We start from the raw sequence: 15,480 nt of genomic DNA, 5'->3' as shown, positions 1-15,480 counted from the left end.
AGAAACAAAATTCTACAATCGGGAAAAACTCCTGAAAAGGTAGGCCGGCATAACGGTGCCGTGGCGGTCAGGTCATCGGCTGCGACGCTAGTCTCCGGGTTCACGGATAAACCGATGCCAAGATTGTCGATCAGTTTGTTGGGAGTTTTGCTGGGCCTTGGCCTGCTCACTGCCGCTGTCGACCAATCCGACGCAAAGGCGCCGCTGACCCGGAGCGAACGGTGCGCCAACCTCAGCCACCAATTTGATGAAGCCCTCGAAACCCATGCCACGGCAACGCAGGTCACCGCGGCAAAGGCACTTCAGAGAAAGGGTAACCGGTACTGCGCCGCCAAGAAACAGGCGCAGGGCATCCGGATGCTCGCCAATGCTTTGAAGCTGCTTGGAGTGACACCGAACGACCCGGTCCAGTGACACTCAAAACGACCCGCACAAAAAAGGAAAACGAAGCCATGAAAAAATCCCTCCTGTCCGCCCTTGGTCTCGCCGTCGCTCTCGCCTTCTCGATGCCCGTTCTCGGCAACGCTGCCGCGACCACGACCGCTGCCCCGGCCGCTGCCACCACGACCACCGCTCCGGCTGCTGCCGCGACGACCACTGCTCCGGCCAAGGCCGCTCCGAAGAAGGTCGCCAAGAAGACCGTCTGCAAGGTGACCAAGAAGCACAAGTGCCCGGTCAAGAAGGCCCCCGCGATGGCGGCTCCTGCGAAGGCGGCCCCTGCGAAGGCTGCTCCCAAGAAGCCCTGATCAGCTTCGAGGTTAGTTCTAGCAAGGCCGCCCCGCCGCAAACCGGCTGGGGCGGCCTTCTGCCAAGGGCATGGTCGAAGAGCTGAACGCCGGCGGCTTTCAGCCACGCATCTCGATCGTGCTTAACCCGTTTGCAATGCCGGCCCTGTAGGACAATCCGCATGAAGAAGCGGCTTTCGTCCATTTTTCGCTCCATGGTGATTGGCGGCCTGGTTGCCACCGGCGTCGCCAGGGTGCTGATTCTGCTCACCGCCAGCCCCGTGCCGGACCCTGCAAGCGGGCGTACCGAGCCTTCGCTGTTCGCACCGGCGATTTCCAGCAACTGGGATTACATCACGCCGGTGCAGGCATGGCTTTTGATCGTGCTCGCCGGCGTGACGCTGATCTGTGTAGCCGGATGGCCGATCGCGGCATGGCTGGAACGCCGGGCGGATGCCGACCCAACGCGCCGCATCTTCGGCCGTCAGGGCCGTTGAACCGCGACCGACAATTCCCCACATGATCCCGGAGGACCGGGCCCGCCCGTCGACGGTCCGTAAATGGACGATCACTGCCGGCCGTGGCAAAATGCGGACTTAAGCTGATCGCGAAAACAGTCGGTTCGAATGCCTGAAATCACCACAAAACCGCGCACCAAGGTCAAGCCGCAGACAGAGCGGCCGAAGCTCTACAAGGTCATCCTGGTCAATGACGATTTCACGCCGCGCGAATTCGTGGTGACGGTGCTGAAGGGCGAGTTCAAGCTCTCGGAGGACCAGGCGCACCGGGTCATGATCACCGCGCACCAGCGTGGCGTCTGCGTGGTCGCGGTCTTCACCAGGGATGTCGCCGAGACCAAGGCGACGCGGGCGACCGACGCCGGCAAGGCCAAGGGCTACCCACTGCTGTTCACGACGGAACCGGAGGAGTGAGGAGGGGCTCGTCATAGCCTTGGTTTCGACGATTGGCGAAACCACTCGCGACAGCGTCGCTCTCCGCGTCACTACACGGGGAGAAAGTAGGAGCGCACCGCTCTATCGTCCCTCGCGGTACCACATCGAACCCATCGCCAGGAGCAACAGGCCCAGGCCAAGGAAGCCGCCGAACAGCGGCACGCGCGACACGGCCTTGAGCACACTGTCGTCGGTGGTGCGCAGGCCGATCCAGTCGCTGCCCGACGCCTCGCCGGCCGAGCGCACCGGCACGATGGAAGGCAGCGTCACGTCGCTGCCCGCGGCAGACGCCAACCGGCGCACGCTGCCGCCGGTGGCTTCCGCCGGCGCCTTCAGCCGCTCCTGCGTGGAGACGACGTCGGCGAATTCCGGAGCGTTGACCGGTCCGACATGGGCAAGCGCGGTGAGATCGCCATTGGCGACCTGGAAGAGGCCGATCTCGCTGGTCTGGACGCTGCCGAGGAAGACGCCGGGCTCGGACTTGTCGAGCTTGACGGCGAGCGTCTTGCCGGAGGGGGTGATGATCTGCGCCGGGCCGGGATCGTCGGCCATGGTCTGGCGGCGGATCTCCAGCACCATGCCGCGTCCCTCGGCGGTCAGCCGCTCTTCCTCGAGCTCGGGCTCCTTCATCAGCCAGTGGGCGATGCGCCGGTAGAGCTGGACATGCGGGCCGCCGCCCTCGAAGCCGCGCGCCCACAGCCAGCCCTGGTCGGACAGAAGCATGCCGACGCGGCCTTCGCCCTTGCGGTCGAGCAGCAGCAGCGGCCGGTTGTCGGCGCCCTTCATCACCACTTCACCCTGCGGGTTCTGCACGCCGATGGTGCGGAACCAGCGGCTCCAGTGCGGCGGCTCGGTGGCCGAACCGTCGAGGCCGCGCGTCACCGGGTGACGCTGACCGAGTTCGGTGAGGCGGGGATAAAAGGCCTTGTCGACGACCTCGCCGGTCGGCATGGCCGGCAGCGCCGACATCAGCGGCGTGCGTGCGATCGAAGCCTCGCCGGCATATTCGGGACCGGCGGCGATCAGCAGCGCGCCGCCCTTTTCGACATATTCGGAGATGTAGTCGTAGTAGAGGATCGGCAGCACGTCGCGGTGCTGGTAGCGGTCGAAAATGATGAGGTCGAAATCCTTGATCTTTTCGACAAACAGCTCGCGGGTCGGGAAGGCAATCAGCGACAATTCGTTGATCGGCGTGCCGTCCTGCTTCTCCGGCGGCCGCAGGATGGTGAAATGGACGAGATCGACCGAGGCATCGGATTTCAACAGATTGCGCCAGGTGCGCTCGCCCGCATGCGGTTCGCCCGAAACGAGCAGAACGCGCAGGTTCTCGCGGATGCCGTCGACCAGCGCGATGGCGCGGTTGTTGGTGTCGGTCAGTTCGCCCGGCTCACGGTCGATGGCAAGTTCGATGATGTTGCGGCCAGCACCCGGGATGGTCACCTGCAGCGGCATGGCCTGGCCGACCGTGGCATGCTCGACCGAAACCTGCTCGCCATTGACCGAGACGCGCACATCGACCGGTCCGGTCTCGTTTTCGGTCGAGATGACGCGATAGCTCATGTCGAGCGGCTTGCCGACGAGGCCGAAACGCGGCGCGTTCTCGAAACGTATACGGCGGTCCTTCTCATGGTCGTTGCCGGTGATCAGGGCATGCAGGGGGGCGTTGAACTCGGGCGTGCCCGACGGCGTGTCATGCACCTCGCCGTCGGTGACCATGATGGCGCCGCCGATGCGCGAGGGCGGCACGTCGCGGAAGGCGCCTTCCAGCGCGCCGAACAGCCGCGTTTCCGTGCGCTCCTCGGCGGCGTCGGATTTGCCGGCCTCGACGACACGGACGTCGAACTGCTTGAAGCGGCCAAGACGCTGCTGCAACCCGGCCATGGCCTCGTCGGTCTGCCTGGTACGGTCACCAATGTCCTGGCTCTGGCTGCGGTCTACGACCAGCGCGACCACGCTTTTCAGCGGCTCGCGATCCTCGTTGAGGAATACGGGGTTGAAGAGGGCGGCGGCGAGCGCGAGCAGGGCGACCAGGCGCAGGACCGAGCCGCGCTGGCGAAACCACAGGCCGACGAGCGCCAGCAGCGCCAACGGTACCAGCACCAGGGCCAGAAGCGGCCAGGATAGAAGCGGTTCGAAGGAGATCGACCAGTTCATGCTTCATCCTCTCCGTTGTGGAGAGAGTTGACCCGCCGTGGAGAGTAAGAACGTCATCCTACTGCCCCAGCCGTTCGAGCAGGATGGGAACATGCACCTGGTCGGATTTGTAGTTGCCGGTCAGCATGTACATCATGATGTTGACGCCGGCGCGCAGCGCGTAGACCCGCTGCATCGGATCGTTCGGTACGGTCGGCAGCAGCGGATCGCCATTCTCGTCAACCGCCCAGGCGCCGGCGAAATCATTGGCGGTGATCATGATCGGCGATACGCCGTCGCCGGTGCGCACCGGTCGGTTGTCGGCATTGCTGGCATCGAGCGATGCCTCGACCCAGAGCGGGCTGCCGGCAAAGCGGCCGGGAAACTCGGGCAGGATGAAGAAGGATTTGGTCAGCACATGGTCCGACGGCACCGGCTCCAGTGGCGGCACGTTCAAGTTGCCGAGGATGTCGCGCAGCCGCTCGGTCGCCGGGCTGGTGGAATCGGCACCGATGCCGTTGGCGAACTGGTCGCGGGTGTCGAACAGCACGGTGCCGCCCTGCTGCATATAGGCGTCGATGCGGGCGATCGCGGCCTGGCTCGGCATCGGTGCCGCCGGATCGATCGGCCAGTAAATCAGGGGATAGAAGGACAGTTCGTCCTTCGAGATATCGACGCCGGCCGGCGCCCCCGGCTCCAAGGCGGTCTTCTCGATCAGGAAGCGGGTCAGACCCTCGAGCCCGGCGCGGCTGATCGAATCGACACCCGGGACGCCTGTCAGCACATAGGCGATGCGGGTTTTCGAAATCGCCTCGATAGCGACCTGATCGCCCGGCTTGGCATCGTCGGCGCGCGCGACATCGGCATGGCCGAACAGTGCGCCAAGCGCGATCAGCACGGCGGCTGTGGTCGCGGCCGCACCGGCACGGCGCGGCCGGCGCGAAAAGAGGCCGCCCATCCACAACACCGCCAGCGTGTCGAGCAGCATCAGCAGCAGAGCCGCCGCGACCAGCGTGCCCTTCAGGTTGCGCGATTCATCGAAGGCGTACTGGACGGTGGTAACAGGCACCGTCACTTGCGGGCGCGCCAGCGGGGCAAAGGTGCTTGAGGCGTCGAGCAGATTGTGGGCGAAGACGCCGGTCTCCGAGCCGTAGAGGCCAGGCGGGTTCTCGAAGGTGACCGGCAGTGGTCCTGCGCCCGGCACCAGCGGCCGTGCATCCGGTGTCGGCGGCACCAGCGAGCCGTCTGCCGCGATCATCCGATAGGGCGCCAGCGACGTGGCGGCGGCTTCGGCATTGGCGATCGCCGCGCCCTGGTTGCGCGACAATTGCACGATGCGGCGCAGCATCTCCACGAAACTGCCCGATATGGGCAGGTTCGACCACGTCGCCTCGGGCGTGACATGGAACAGCACCAGCGTGCCCTTGCCCTTCTTCAGCCCGGTCACCAGCGGCGTGCCGTCGGCAAGAGCCGCCCAGGTGCGCTCGACGATGTCGGGTGTCGGTTCGGCCAGCACCTGCCTGGTCACCGTGACCTCGGTCGGCGGCGCCAGGTCGGCGAAGGGGCCGGCCTTGGGAAATTCGGTGACCGGCTGCGGCGAGGTCCATGACAACGCGCCGCCGAGCGAACGCTCGCCGGTGCGCAGGCGGACCGGCAGCAAATCGTCGTCATTGCCGGCGGCGGCCAGCCGCGAGCCGGCGAAACGCACGAGCGTGCCGCCATTGTCGACCCAGTCGACCAGTCTTTGCCGGACCTGTGCGGGAATGGTGCCGATATCGGCCATGACGATCATCGCCGGCTTCTGGTCGAGGATCTGCGGGATGGCGTCGGCGAGATCGGCGCTGGAGGGCTCGACCAGATCGGCGAAGGGCTGCAGCGCGCGCCTGATATAGTAGAGCGGCGACAGAAGCGGCTGCGCCTGGTCGGCCTCGGCTTGCGACAACAGCCCGACGCGGCGGCGTTTGGAGCTTTCGTCGAGCACACGCACGGCACCCGCATGCCGTTCGCCATCGAGCGCAATCGAGGCGAAGTCGTTGCGCAATTCGAACGGCACCGCCATGGTGCCGGTGGCCGTGGCTTCGCCCGGCGCGAAGGTCAGGATCGCATCGGCGATGCGGCGGCCCTTGTCGTCGAATGCGCCGGCGGTGACCTGCGCCGGGGCGGGATCGCCGGGCGCGCGGATGGCGGTCAAACCAAAGCCATCAACCTGGTTTTCGGCTGATGTCAGGCCAGTCAGCGACAGCCGGTCGGCCACCGCCCAGACGATACGGGCGGCATTTTTCGAGAACAGCGTGTTGAAGGCGGCCTCGTCGCCCTTTGCCCCCAGGCCATCGGCCAGCACGGCGACGCTGGCGCCTGGCAAGGTTTCCAGCATGCCGGCGACGCGGGCATAGACGGCGGGCCGGTCGGTGGGGATCGGCCGCGGCTTGGCGGCGCGCAGCCGGTCGAGCGCGGCGGCGGCATCGAAGGGGCCCATCTCCGCATTGGGCTTTTCGGCGGTGAAGGCGATGATAACAGGCATGCCATTCGAGCCGGCGTCCTTGATCAGCCGCTCGGCGGTGGCGACACGCTTGTTCCAGTCGGCGGCACTCGCCCAATCATTGTCGATGACCAGGGCAAGCGCGGCACCCTCGGCCGGCAGCTTTTCGCGCGGGTTGAACACCGGTTCGGCCAATGCCGCGACGACGAGGGCGGCCATCAGCAGCCTGAGCAGCGTCAGCCACCAGGGGCTGCGCTGCGGGGTTTCCTCACGCTTGAGCACACGGGCCAGGATCTTCAGCGGCGGGAACACCTCGGTCTGTGGCTTGGGCGGGGTGAGCCTGAGCAGCCACCAGATCACCGGTAGCGCCAGCAGGCCCCACAGCACCATGGGGGCACCGAAGGAGAGCGGCAGCCAGCTCATGCGACCGCCTTTCCAGGCTGATCGCCCTTGGCGATCAGCCTGGGCTGATCGCCGGCAATGATACCGGCATGCCCGCCATCGGCGGTCATCGCCATGTGCAGGCGCACCAGCGCGTCGGACGCGAGCCGGTCGGTGTGGTTGACGGTAAAGCTCCAGCCAAGCCGCTTGCACCAGCCGGCTAGCTCCTGGCGGCGAGCGGTGTAGAGCAGGCGGTATTCATCGGCCAGCATCTCGGCGCGGCCGGCGGTCAGCTTGTCGCCGGTCTCGGGATCGGTGAACTCGGTGCGGCCGGCATAGGGGAAGGTTTCCTCGGCCGGGTCGGCAACCTCGATCAGATGGGCGCGCACGCCATGGCGGGCGAGCACGTCGAGCCAGGCCATGGTTTCCTCGACGGGGTCGAGGAAATCGCTGGCGATGACGATGTCGCAGAAGCGCCTGATGTTGGAGAGATCGGGTTTTGCCGGCAGTTCGCCGGCATGCATGAGCTGGGCGGCGATGCGCTCGGCGCCGTTGCGGGCGGTGAATGGATCGGTCAGATCAGGCCAGGCGATGCGTTCGCCGCTGCGTGACAAAAGCTCGGCCATGGCCAAGGTCAGCACCAGGGCGCGCGATTGCTTGGAAACGCCGGCTCCCGTCGATTTGTAGAGCATGGACGGCGAGGGGTCGGCCCACAGCCAGACGGTGTGGGCGGCTTCCCATTCACGGTCGCGCACATAGGTGTGGTCGTCGCGGGCCGAGCGGCGCCAGTCGATGCGCGAGGCGTCGCCTTCGACATAGGGCCGGAACTGCCAGAAATTCTCGCCGATGCCGCGCTTGCGGCGGCCATGCCAGCCGGCGATCACGGTGTTGACGATACGGCGCGCCTCGACCAGCAGGTCGGGAACCAGCGAAGCCCGCAACCGGCCTCGGGCGAGCGCATCGCGCGTCGCTGCCGGGGCCTGGACTTCGCCGATACGCGCCATCAAATGCCTTTCACAAGCTTCGCCACCACGTCGCGCACGCTGGTGCCCTCCGCGCGGGCGGCGAAGGTCAGCGCCATGCGATGCTGCAGCACCGGTTCGGCCAGCGCCCTGACATCGTCGACCGAAGGCGCCAGGCGTCCGTCGTAGAGCGCGCGGGCCCTGGTGCACAGCATCAGCGCCTGGCTGGCGCGCGGGCCCGGGCCCCAGGCGACATGCTTGTCCGTGTCGGCATTGCCCTGGCCCGGACGCGCCGAGCGCACCAGGGTAAGGATCGCCTCGACGACGCTTTCGGGTACCGGCATGCGGCGGATCAGTGTCTGGATCTCCTTCAGCCGCGCCGGCTGCAGCACGTTCTGGGCTTTCGCGTCCTCGACGCCGGTGGTTTCCAGCAGGATGCGGCGCTCGGCCTCGATTTCGGGGTACAAGATGTCGACCTGCATCAGGAAGCGGTCGAGCTGGGCTTCGGGCAGCGGATAGGTGCCTTCCTGCTCCAGCGGGTTCTGCGTCGCCAGCACATGGAAGGGGGAAGGCAGGTCATAGCGCGCGCCGGCAATGGTGACATGATATTCCTGCATCGCCTGCAGCAGCGCCGACTGCGTGCGCGGCGAGGCGCGGTTGATCTCGTCGGCCATCAGCAGCTGGGCGAAGATCGGCCCGGAAATGAAGCGGAAGGAGCGCTTGCCGGTCTCGTCCTGCTCCATGACCTCGGAGCCGAGGATGTCGGACGGCATCAGGTCGGGCGTGAACTGGATGCGGCGCGAATCGAGCCCGAGCACGACGCCCAACGTCTCCACCAGCTTGGTCTTGGCGAGGCCCGGCACACCGACCAGAAGCGCATGGCCGCCGGCCAGCAGCGCCACCAGCGTACGCTCGACGACGTTCTCCTGGCCGAAGATCACCCGGCCAACCCCGTCACGGATCCTGGAGATGTCGGCAAGTGCCTTCTCGGCCTCGGCGACCATGTCCGTTTCGCTGATCGGGCTTTCCTTGACCATCACGCTCATGCCGCATCGATCCCTTTGGTTGGAAATGCCATGGTTTGGAAATGCTGGCCCGCACCATACCATAGACTGCCGCGATTCGGCCTCGCGGAGCGCCTATGGTTGAACTTAAATCACAGACTTAGGCTGACAAGCGGAACAACAGTGACTATTTCGTGACGATGAGCGAACACCACGAACATCGCCAACATAGCCTTACGCAGGCCACCGAGGCTCGGGGCCTCGAGGCGCTGATCTCGCGCGCTGCCCGCGCAGGCAAGGGCGCGGCGCCGGTCGAGCGCTGGAATCCCGACTTTTGCGGCGATCTCGACATGGAGATCAAGGCCGACGGCACCTGGTTCTACCTGGGCACGCCGATCGGCCGCATGCCGCTGGTGCAGCTTTTCTCCTCCGTGCTGCGCAAGGACGCCGACGGCAGGACCTATCTAGTGACGCCGGTGGAAAAGGTCGGCATCCGCGTCGCCGATGCGCCCTTCGTCGCCGTCGAGATGGATGTTTCGGGCGAAGGCGAGGATCAGGTCATCACCTTCCGCACCAATGTCGGCGACGTGATCGAGGCCGGACCGGAGCGGCCGCTGCGCTTCGTCGACGAGAACGGGACCGGCGGTTTGAAGCCGTATCTGCTGGTGCGCGGCAGGCTGGAGGCGCTTGTGGCGCGGCCGGTCATGTACGAACTGGTCGGGCATGGCGAGGAGATCGAAATCGACGGCAGGACGATGTTTTCGGTGCGCTCCAAGAACGCCGTGTTTCCGATCATGCCGGCCGATCAGTTGAAGCGGTTGAGTTCATGATGGACCAGGTATCGTCGGCGCCGTTTTCATCGGCGGATTTTCGCGCGCGCTTTGCCGCGCAGCCGGAGGCGCATGCCGGCGGCGACTACGGCGATCACCGGTTCAATCCCGGCCATCCGCGCCTCAATCCGGGCAAGCCGCTGCGCAACGCCGCGGTGCTGATCCCGGTGGTCGACCATGACGGCGAGGCGACGGTTCTGCTGACCAAACGGGCCGAAAAACTCCGCAATCATTCCGGGCAAGTGGCTTTCCCGGGCGGCACGATCGATGCGACCGACGCAAGCCCGGAAGCGGCGGCGCTGCGCGAGACCTTCGAGGAGATCGGCCTTGGCCAGGATCGCATCGAGATCATCGGCCGGATGCCCGATTACGTCGCCGGCAGCGGCTACCGCATCGCGCCGGTGCTAGGCATCGTGCGGCCACATTTCCAGCTGACCCTGAACGCGGATGAGGTCGACGCCGCCTTCGAAGTGCCGCTGCGCTTCCTGATGGACGCGGCCAACCACAAGCGCGACAGCCGCATCTGGAACGATCTCGAATGGTTCTTCTACGACATGCCCTATGGCGACCGGCGCATCTGGGGTGTCACCGCCGGGATCATCCGCACACTGTATGAAAGGCTCTATGCGTGAGTGTTTCGATCGCGGGCAGGGCGGACTGGCTCTTCGACAAGCATCTGCAGTGCCTGCTTGGCGCGCTCACCGAAGGCGGTGAAGAGGCGCGCATCGCCGGCGGCGCCGTACGCAACGTGCTGATGGGCCAGCCTGTCACCGACATCGACATAGCAACCTCTTGCCTGCCGCGGGAAACCATTCGCCGCGCCGAGGCGGAAGGCTTCAAAGCGGTGCCGACCGGTATCGAGCACGGCACCATCACGGTGGTCGCCGATGGCAAACCTTATGAAATCACCACCTTGCGCGCCGATGTCGAGACCGATGGCCGTCGCGCCAAGGTGTCGTTCGGGCGCGACTGGAAGCTCGACGCCGAGCGGCGCGACTTCACCATCAACGCGCTCTATGCGGAGGCCGACGGCAGCGTTGTCGACCTTGTCGGCGGCATCGCCGACATCGAGGCGCGCCGGCTGCGCTTCATCGGCGACCCGGAGGCACGCATCCGTGAGGATTATCTGCGCATCCTGCGCTTCTTCCGCTTCTTCGCCTGGTATGGCGAAGGCCGGCCCGACGCCGAGGGGCTGAAGGCCTGCGCCCGGTTGAAGGAAGGCCTCGCCCAACTCTCGGCGGAGCGCATCTGGTCCGAACTGAAAAAGCTCTTGTCCGCACCCGATCCCTCGCGGGCGCTGCTCTGGATGCGGCAGGCCGGTGTCTTGACCGCCGCGCTGCCGGAAAGCGAGAAATGGGGCATCGATGCGATCCACGGATTGACCAGGGCCGAGAAGGACCTGGGCTGGGCGGTGGATCCGATGCTGCGGCTGGAGGCGATGGTGCCGCCGGATGCGGCGCGCATGAAGACGCTTGCGGAGCGGCTGAAATTCTCGACCGCTGAAGCGGATCGCCTGCGCCATTGGTCGATGGCAATCGCGGTCGAACCGAAGACGACCGAGGGCGAATTGGCGAAGAGGCTCTATCGCGGCGACCGCCAAGGATTTGTCGACCGCCTGCGGCTTTCGCTTGCCGCGGCGCGGGTGCGGGCCGTTGAAGACAACGAAGCGCTGCTCGAAGCCGGCGGCTTTTCGCGCCTACTTTCCTTTGCGCTCAAATGGAAAAGGCCCGAATTTCCGCTGCGAGGCGCCGATCTGACCGCGCTCGGCGCAACACCAGGGCCGAAGCTCGGCGAAATCCTCAAGAACCTGGAAGCGGAGTGGATCGATGCGAGTTTCACGCCCGATCGCGACGCACTGATCAAGCGCGCCGCGGAGGCACTTGAAGGCTGATGAGGATCAGGCCGCGTCGCGGACCTTCTCAATTCGGGAGCGGATAGCCTCGATCATCGTCTCGCGGATGGTCGTTTCGCCATGTGTCTCACGCATATGCTCGACGGCACGGCGCATCACTTCGGCCTCCTCGCCGGCACGAGTATGCCACTCACAGCCGGGAACCAGCGACCCGCAGTGAAATTCCTTCATCGGATTTCTCCTTTTCCTCCGTGGAGCCTGCGAGGCTCCGGTACTTTTTTGGCTCATGATCCGACTTTTCCGATCATGGGCGGGGGTGAGAACCATAACACAGATGGTGTGATATTGGTTGCGGTCAACGGTGAAAGGGCGGAGCAGCGCTGCTCCGCCCTCTTACGCTAGCCCGGCGGGCAGGCCGTCACTTCACGATCTTGACTGCCTCGGCAACTTTGTCCTTGCCGCTCATGTCCCACGAAATTCTGACCTTCTCGCCGACCTTCAGGCCAGGATCCTTGAAGGTTTGGGGAAGCGTAAAAGACGATCCATTGTCGAGAACCAGGCTCTTGGCCGTCGCATCGAAGCTCTTGACCGTTCCGGTGGTGTGCTTGACGGCGGCGAACGCCACCGAACCGGAAGCAAGAAAGGCAGCCGCGGCAGCGGAAACAATGATCTTTCTCATGCTGATATACTCCTGGGAAAGCGGCCATCCTTTGACGAAGATGATCCGCATCGTCTTCGGGCCGTCCGGTCGCGTCGAGTCGCGGTTCGCCTGTTCCGACGCAATTCCGAAGGGAAAACCGCATTTTCCTGGAATTGCCCTCAGGCAAACCACCGGCGCTTCCCGACCCGAATGCGATAAATAACCCAGCTTTTTCAGATGGATATTAGACGAAAAAGATATTCATTGCGTCACATTCCGCGCGCAGATTCGAACAATGGGACATCAATGCGGCCTCACATCGCGCTCACAATTTTTTTATGGCCAGCGCACTTCCGGCGGCAGGCTGGACAGGATCGAGGCGACATTGCCGCCGGTCTTCAGCCCGAAGATGGTGCCGCGATCGTGAAGAAGGTTGAATTCGACATAGCGGCCGCGGCGAACGAGCTGTTCGTCGCGGTCGCCATCGGTCCAGTTCTCGTTGAAGTTGGCGCGCACGAGGTGACCGTAGACGACGAGAAAAGAGCGCCCGACATCCTGGACGAAGTTGAAATTGGCATTCCAGCCGCCCTTCTCCTCTTCCGGATGCAGGTAGTCGAAGAAGATGCCGCCGGTGCCACGCGGCTCGTTGCGGTGCGGCAGGAAGAAGTACTCGTCGCACCAGGCCTTGAATTTCGGATAGTCGGCGACGGCGGCATTCTTCTCGCAGGCGAATTGCATGGCGCGCTGGAAGGCGATCGTATCGGGATCATCCTGGGTGCGGCGGCGGTCGAGCACCGGCGTCAGGTCGGCGCCGCCGCCGAACCACTGGCGCGAGGTCACCACCATGCGGGTGTTCATATGCACGGCCGGAACGTTGGGGTTCCATGGGTGCGCGATCAGTGAAATGCCCGATGCCCAGAAGCGCGGGTCTTCCTCGGCGCCGGGCATCTGCTTCCTGAATTCGGGCGAGAACTCGCCATGAACCGTCGAGGTGTGGACGCCGACCTTCTCGAAGACGCGGCCGTGCATCATCGACATGGTGCCGCCGCCGCCCTTGCCGAGATCGCGCTCCCAAGGCGTCTTTTCGAAACGGCCCGGTGACCACGAAGCCAGCGGCCCGCCGAGATCCTGCTCGATCTGCTCGAAAGCGCCGCAGATGCGCTCGCGCAGCGCCTCGAACCAAAGCCGGGCCTTCATCTTCTTTTCTTCGATGTCGGCAGGCAGCCCCGCCGGTATTTCAGGTCGTTCCAAGTGCCGTCTCCGGTTGCGGGGCGGTGAGTCGACAAAAGACTCGTCTTTTCCGGGCGCGATCCCTAATCTCTTAAGGGATAGGGTCAAGTCACTTTGGTTTCGCGCATGATCCTTTCCGAAACCCGATTCCGATTTCGGGGTCATGCGCCAGGTGCAAGGAGTTGTTTCGTGCGCACCCCGGCAAGACCGCCGCTGGATGGCCTGAAGAAAAGGCTCGATCAAAGCCGGGCCGAGCGCGCACGCATGCCGCGCGACGGTTTTTTGCGTGAAACCTTCGTGCTGCCGCGTTCGGACGCGCGCCTCAAGGCCAAGGAGTGGTTCGAGCGTTTCCCCAAGCAGGCCTACTGGACCGAGATCGAAAGCTGGTTCGAACGCCCGGGCGATCTGATCGAGTTCACGATAAGGCGGCTGCCAGCCGCGGATTAGCGCTCGGCCAGCAGGCGCCTCGCGCCCGTTCCCTCCCTTGCCAGCCGATCCCCCTTATTGCGAAGCGGGCATTTGTCGATCGACATGCAGCCGCAGCCTATGCAGTCGGTCAAGCCGTCGCGCAGCTTCCTTAGCTGGCTGATTTTCTGGTCGAGGCTATCGCGCCAAGCCGTTGAAAGCAGATTCCAATCCTCGCGCGTCGGCGTGCGGCCTTCAGGTAATGATTCAAGCGCGGCACCGATTTCCGCGAGCGAGATGCCGACCTCCTGGGCAATCCGGATTATGGCCACCCGGCGCAGCACGTCACGGCCGTAGCGCCGCTGGTTGCCTGCCGTGCGATGGCTGCTGATCAGACCGCGGGCTTCGTAGAAATGCAGTGCCGACACAGCCACCCCGCTGCGCGTGGCCACCTGGCCGACCGTCAATTCCGTTACCGGCGCCATTTTCGCACTTTCCGCTTGACCTCAAGTTTAGTTGAGCTTGTAGCCAAGAAAGCCTGACTGTGCAAACCGAGGAGAAGGCGGATGTGCGCCTGGGCAAAAATCACCGCGGACAGCGCTGCCGGCGATCCCCTATCGGAGTTGCCGGACGGCTTCGCCCGCCACCATGGCCACGGAAAGGGCGACGTTGATGCTGCGCGCGCCGGGCCGCATCGGGATGGTCAGCCGCGCATCCGCCGCCTGATGGACTGGATCCGGCACCCCCGCGGATTCGCGACCGAACAGGAGGATGTCGCGGTCGGTGAAGCTGAAGTCGGTGTAGGGGGTCGTAGCCTTGGTCGACAGCAGCACCATGCGATCCGCGCGGGCCTTGCGCCACTCCTCGAAGGCGTCCCAGTCGACATGCCGGGTCAGGGCAGCCATTTCGAGGTAGTCCATGCCGGCGCGCTTGAGCGCTTTGTCGGAGAGCGGAAAGCCGGCCGGCTCGATGATGTCGACGCCGAGGCCGAGGCAAGCGGCGAAGCGCAGGATTGTCCCGGTATTGCCGGCAATGTCAGGCTGGTAGAGCGCGATGCGGAGACCAGGGTTCACTTCCGCGTCCTTCTAATAAGTGGCAGATCGGCCACAGCAGCTTCCTGGTTTTGGAAATTCCTGGACCTACGGGTGGCCATTTTTTTCGAAGTCGGGTATACGACCAGCATTGTCAACCCGAACCGATGGAGGGGTAATTCATGATGGCCATGTACATCCAGCGCCCCACCTGTGGGCTTATTTGCGCCCTGGCGGTTTCGGTACGACGTTTCTCCTGATCTTTTAGACACTTCCGCACCGATTTTCCGCCGAAACCATACCCTGGTCTTCGAAGGAAACCCGCGATGTTTTTCAAGCTGCCGAAGGGGCCGACGGCCCCGTCCCAACGCGTTCCGACTGATCCGCCGCCGATCCCGCGGCACGATGTCGATCATCCTTTTTATCTCTATTTCAACCCGGAGGACGGACCAATGTTCGATCCCTACAGAATACCGGGCTCGAGGAGCCTGCAACACCCGAAGGTGGTGGCTTGGGCGCTGTTGATCGGCGACACCTATTCGTCGGCGGTTCATGCCGAAATACGCCGGCGTCCACATCGCGGCATGCTGCCGGATGTCGATTTCTCGCGCGCGGTACCCGATCCGAGCCGGCCGTCCCTGGTGCGCCGGATCATCCGGCTGATCCGGCCAGGCGCGAAAAACCGGACTGGTGGCGCCATGTCGTCAGGATCGACAAAGGTGGCTGTCGGCGAAAAGCCGGCGAACCCCTATATAGCGCGAAGCAGGGCCGACGCTCCGGATGATTCCGGAGCGTCGGCCCTCGATGCCATGCGGTCCGAGGACTTCGTACGCCGCCAAGCCGCGTAAGCGGAAA

General features: G+C 64.7%; 18 protein-coding genes. 9 read left to right on the top strand and 9 right to left on the bottom strand.

The window, feature by feature from the left end; genetic code table 11:
* Positions 1–114 precede the first annotated feature (114 nt).
* From LB524_RS19710 to clpS, 4 genes are all read left to right on the top strand, one after another.
* On the top strand, positions 115–414 hold the full coding sequence (locus LB524_RS19710; protein ID WP_015316050.1) for a hypothetical protein: 300 nt from the start codon (positions 115–117) through the stop codon (positions 412–414).
* A 38-nt stretch (positions 415–452) separates the two neighbouring features.
* Positions 453–746: a hypothetical protein gene (locus LB524_RS19705; protein ID WP_140617674.1), complete on the top strand. Its 294-nt coding sequence runs from the start codon at positions 453–455 to the stop codon at positions 744–746.
* Positions 747–907: 161 nt separating this feature from the next.
* A complete protein-coding gene (locus LB524_RS19700) occupies positions 908–1,222 on the top strand; it encodes a hypothetical protein (RefSeq protein WP_224529488.1) in 315 nt (104 codons plus the stop codon).
* A gap of 129 nt (positions 1,223–1,351) precedes the next feature.
* On the top strand, positions 1,352–1,657 hold the full coding sequence (gene clpS / locus LB524_RS19695) for an ATP-dependent Clp protease adapter ClpS (protein ID WP_015316053.1): 306 nt from the start codon (positions 1,352–1,354) through the stop codon (positions 1,655–1,657).
* Between the two features lie 102 nt (positions 1,658–1,759).
* Here clpS and LB524_RS19690 read toward each other — a convergent pair whose 3' ends face one another.
* The 4 genes from LB524_RS19690 to LB524_RS19675 are packed head-to-tail and all read right to left on the bottom strand — an operon-like array spanning position 1,760 to position 8,679.
* Positions 1,760–3,832, bottom strand: coding sequence for a hypothetical protein (locus LB524_RS19690; protein WP_224529485.1), 2,073 nt, complete (start codon positions 3,830–3,832; stop codon positions 1,760–1,762).
* A gap of 58 nt (positions 3,833–3,890) precedes the next feature.
* The gene (locus tag LB524_RS19685; protein WP_224529481.1) at positions 3,891–6,713 is read right to left on the bottom strand and encodes a DUF4159 domain-containing protein; all 2,823 of its coding nucleotides are present in this window, start codon (positions 6,711–6,713) and stop codon (positions 3,891–3,893) included.
* Positions 6,710–7,675, bottom strand: a complete 966-nt coding sequence (locus tag LB524_RS19680) for a DUF58 domain-containing protein (RefSeq protein ID WP_140617678.1) — start codon at positions 7,673–7,675, stop codon at positions 6,710–6,712. The genes LB524_RS19685 and LB524_RS19680 overlap by 4 nt, the downstream gene beginning before the upstream one ends.
* Positions 7,675–8,679 (bottom strand): AAA family ATPase, encoded by a 1,005-nt coding sequence (locus tag LB524_RS19675; protein ID WP_023770308.1) that lies wholly within the window; start codon positions 8,677–8,679, stop codon positions 7,675–7,677. Before LB524_RS19675 ends, LB524_RS19680 begins: the two co-directional genes overlap by 1 nt.
* 158 nt (positions 8,680–8,837) lie before the next feature.
* Between LB524_RS19675 and LB524_RS19670 the strand changes: the two genes are divergently transcribed.
* The 3 genes from LB524_RS19670 to LB524_RS19660 are packed head-to-tail and all read left to right on the top strand — an operon-like array spanning position 8,838 to position 11,358.
* Entirely contained in the window at positions 8,838–9,467 is a 630-nt protein-coding gene (locus LB524_RS19670) for a DUF1285 domain-containing protein (protein ID WP_224529479.1), read from the top strand.
* The gene (locus tag LB524_RS19665) at positions 9,467–10,099 is read left to right on the top strand and encodes a CoA pyrophosphatase (protein ID WP_224529550.1); all 633 of its coding nucleotides are present in this window, start codon (positions 9,467–9,469) and stop codon (positions 10,097–10,099) included. The genes LB524_RS19670 and LB524_RS19665 overlap by 1 nt, the downstream gene beginning before the upstream one ends.
* The gene (locus tag LB524_RS19660; RefSeq protein ID WP_224529477.1) at positions 10,096–11,358 is read left to right on the top strand and encodes a CCA tRNA nucleotidyltransferase; all 1,263 of its coding nucleotides are present in this window, start codon (positions 10,096–10,098) and stop codon (positions 11,356–11,358) included. Before LB524_RS19665 ends, LB524_RS19660 begins: the two co-directional genes overlap by 4 nt.
* A 6-nt stretch (positions 11,359–11,364) precedes the next feature.
* Here LB524_RS19660 and LB524_RS19655 read toward each other — a convergent pair whose 3' ends face one another.
* The 3 genes from LB524_RS19655 to hemF form a co-directional block, all read right to left on the bottom strand.
* The gene (locus tag LB524_RS19655) at positions 11,365–11,550 is read right to left on the bottom strand and encodes a DUF1059 domain-containing protein (RefSeq protein ID WP_015316061.1); all 186 of its coding nucleotides are present in this window, start codon (positions 11,548–11,550) and stop codon (positions 11,365–11,367) included.
* A 187-nt stretch (positions 11,551–11,737) separates the two neighbouring features.
* Positions 11,738–11,998, bottom strand: a complete 261-nt coding sequence (locus LB524_RS19650; protein ID WP_015316062.1) for a DUF1344 domain-containing protein — start codon at positions 11,996–11,998, stop codon at positions 11,738–11,740.
* A 297-nt stretch (positions 11,999–12,295) separates the two neighbouring features.
* The gene (gene hemF, locus LB524_RS19645; RefSeq protein ID WP_224529474.1) at positions 12,296–13,210 is read right to left on the bottom strand and encodes an oxygen-dependent coproporphyrinogen oxidase; all 915 of its coding nucleotides are present in this window, start codon (positions 13,208–13,210) and stop codon (positions 12,296–12,298) included.
* A gap of 168 nt (positions 13,211–13,378) precedes the next feature.
* On the opposite strand from hemF, the gene LB524_RS19640 reads away from it, so the two are divergent.
* Positions 13,379–13,636: a hypothetical protein gene (locus LB524_RS19640; RefSeq protein WP_023770299.1), complete on the top strand. Its 258-nt coding sequence runs from the start codon at positions 13,379–13,381 to the stop codon at positions 13,634–13,636.
* Here LB524_RS19640 and soxR read toward each other — a convergent pair.
* Together soxR and LB524_RS19630 are read right to left on the bottom strand one after the other, a co-directional pair.
* Positions 13,633–14,079 (bottom strand): redox-sensitive transcriptional activator SoxR, encoded by a 447-nt coding sequence (soxR, locus tag LB524_RS19635; RefSeq protein ID WP_140875393.1) that lies wholly within the window; start codon positions 14,077–14,079, stop codon positions 13,633–13,635. The two genes, LB524_RS19640 and soxR, sit on opposite strands and share 4 nt — an antisense overlap.
* A gap of 129 nt (positions 14,080–14,208) precedes the next feature.
* The gene (locus tag LB524_RS19630; protein WP_224529472.1) at positions 14,209–14,667 is read right to left on the bottom strand and encodes a tRNA (cytidine(34)-2'-O)-methyltransferase; all 459 of its coding nucleotides are present in this window, start codon (positions 14,665–14,667) and stop codon (positions 14,209–14,211) included.
* A gap of 284 nt (positions 14,668–14,951) precedes the next feature.
* On the opposite strand from LB524_RS19630, the gene LB524_RS19625 reads away from it, so the two are divergent.
* Positions 14,952–15,473, top strand: coding sequence for a hypothetical protein (locus LB524_RS19625; protein ID WP_224529470.1), 522 nt, complete (start codon positions 14,952–14,954; stop codon positions 15,471–15,473).
* Positions 15,474–15,480 lie beyond the last annotated feature (7 nt).

Source organism: Mesorhizobium sp. ESP6-5, assembly GCF_020164695.1.
Lineage (GTDB): Bacteria > Pseudomonadota > Alphaproteobacteria > Rhizobiales > Rhizobiaceae > Mesorhizobium > Mesorhizobium australicum.
The sequence above is the reverse complement of the archived record's forward strand: the minus strand, read 5'-3'. Positions and strand labels throughout refer to the sequence as shown.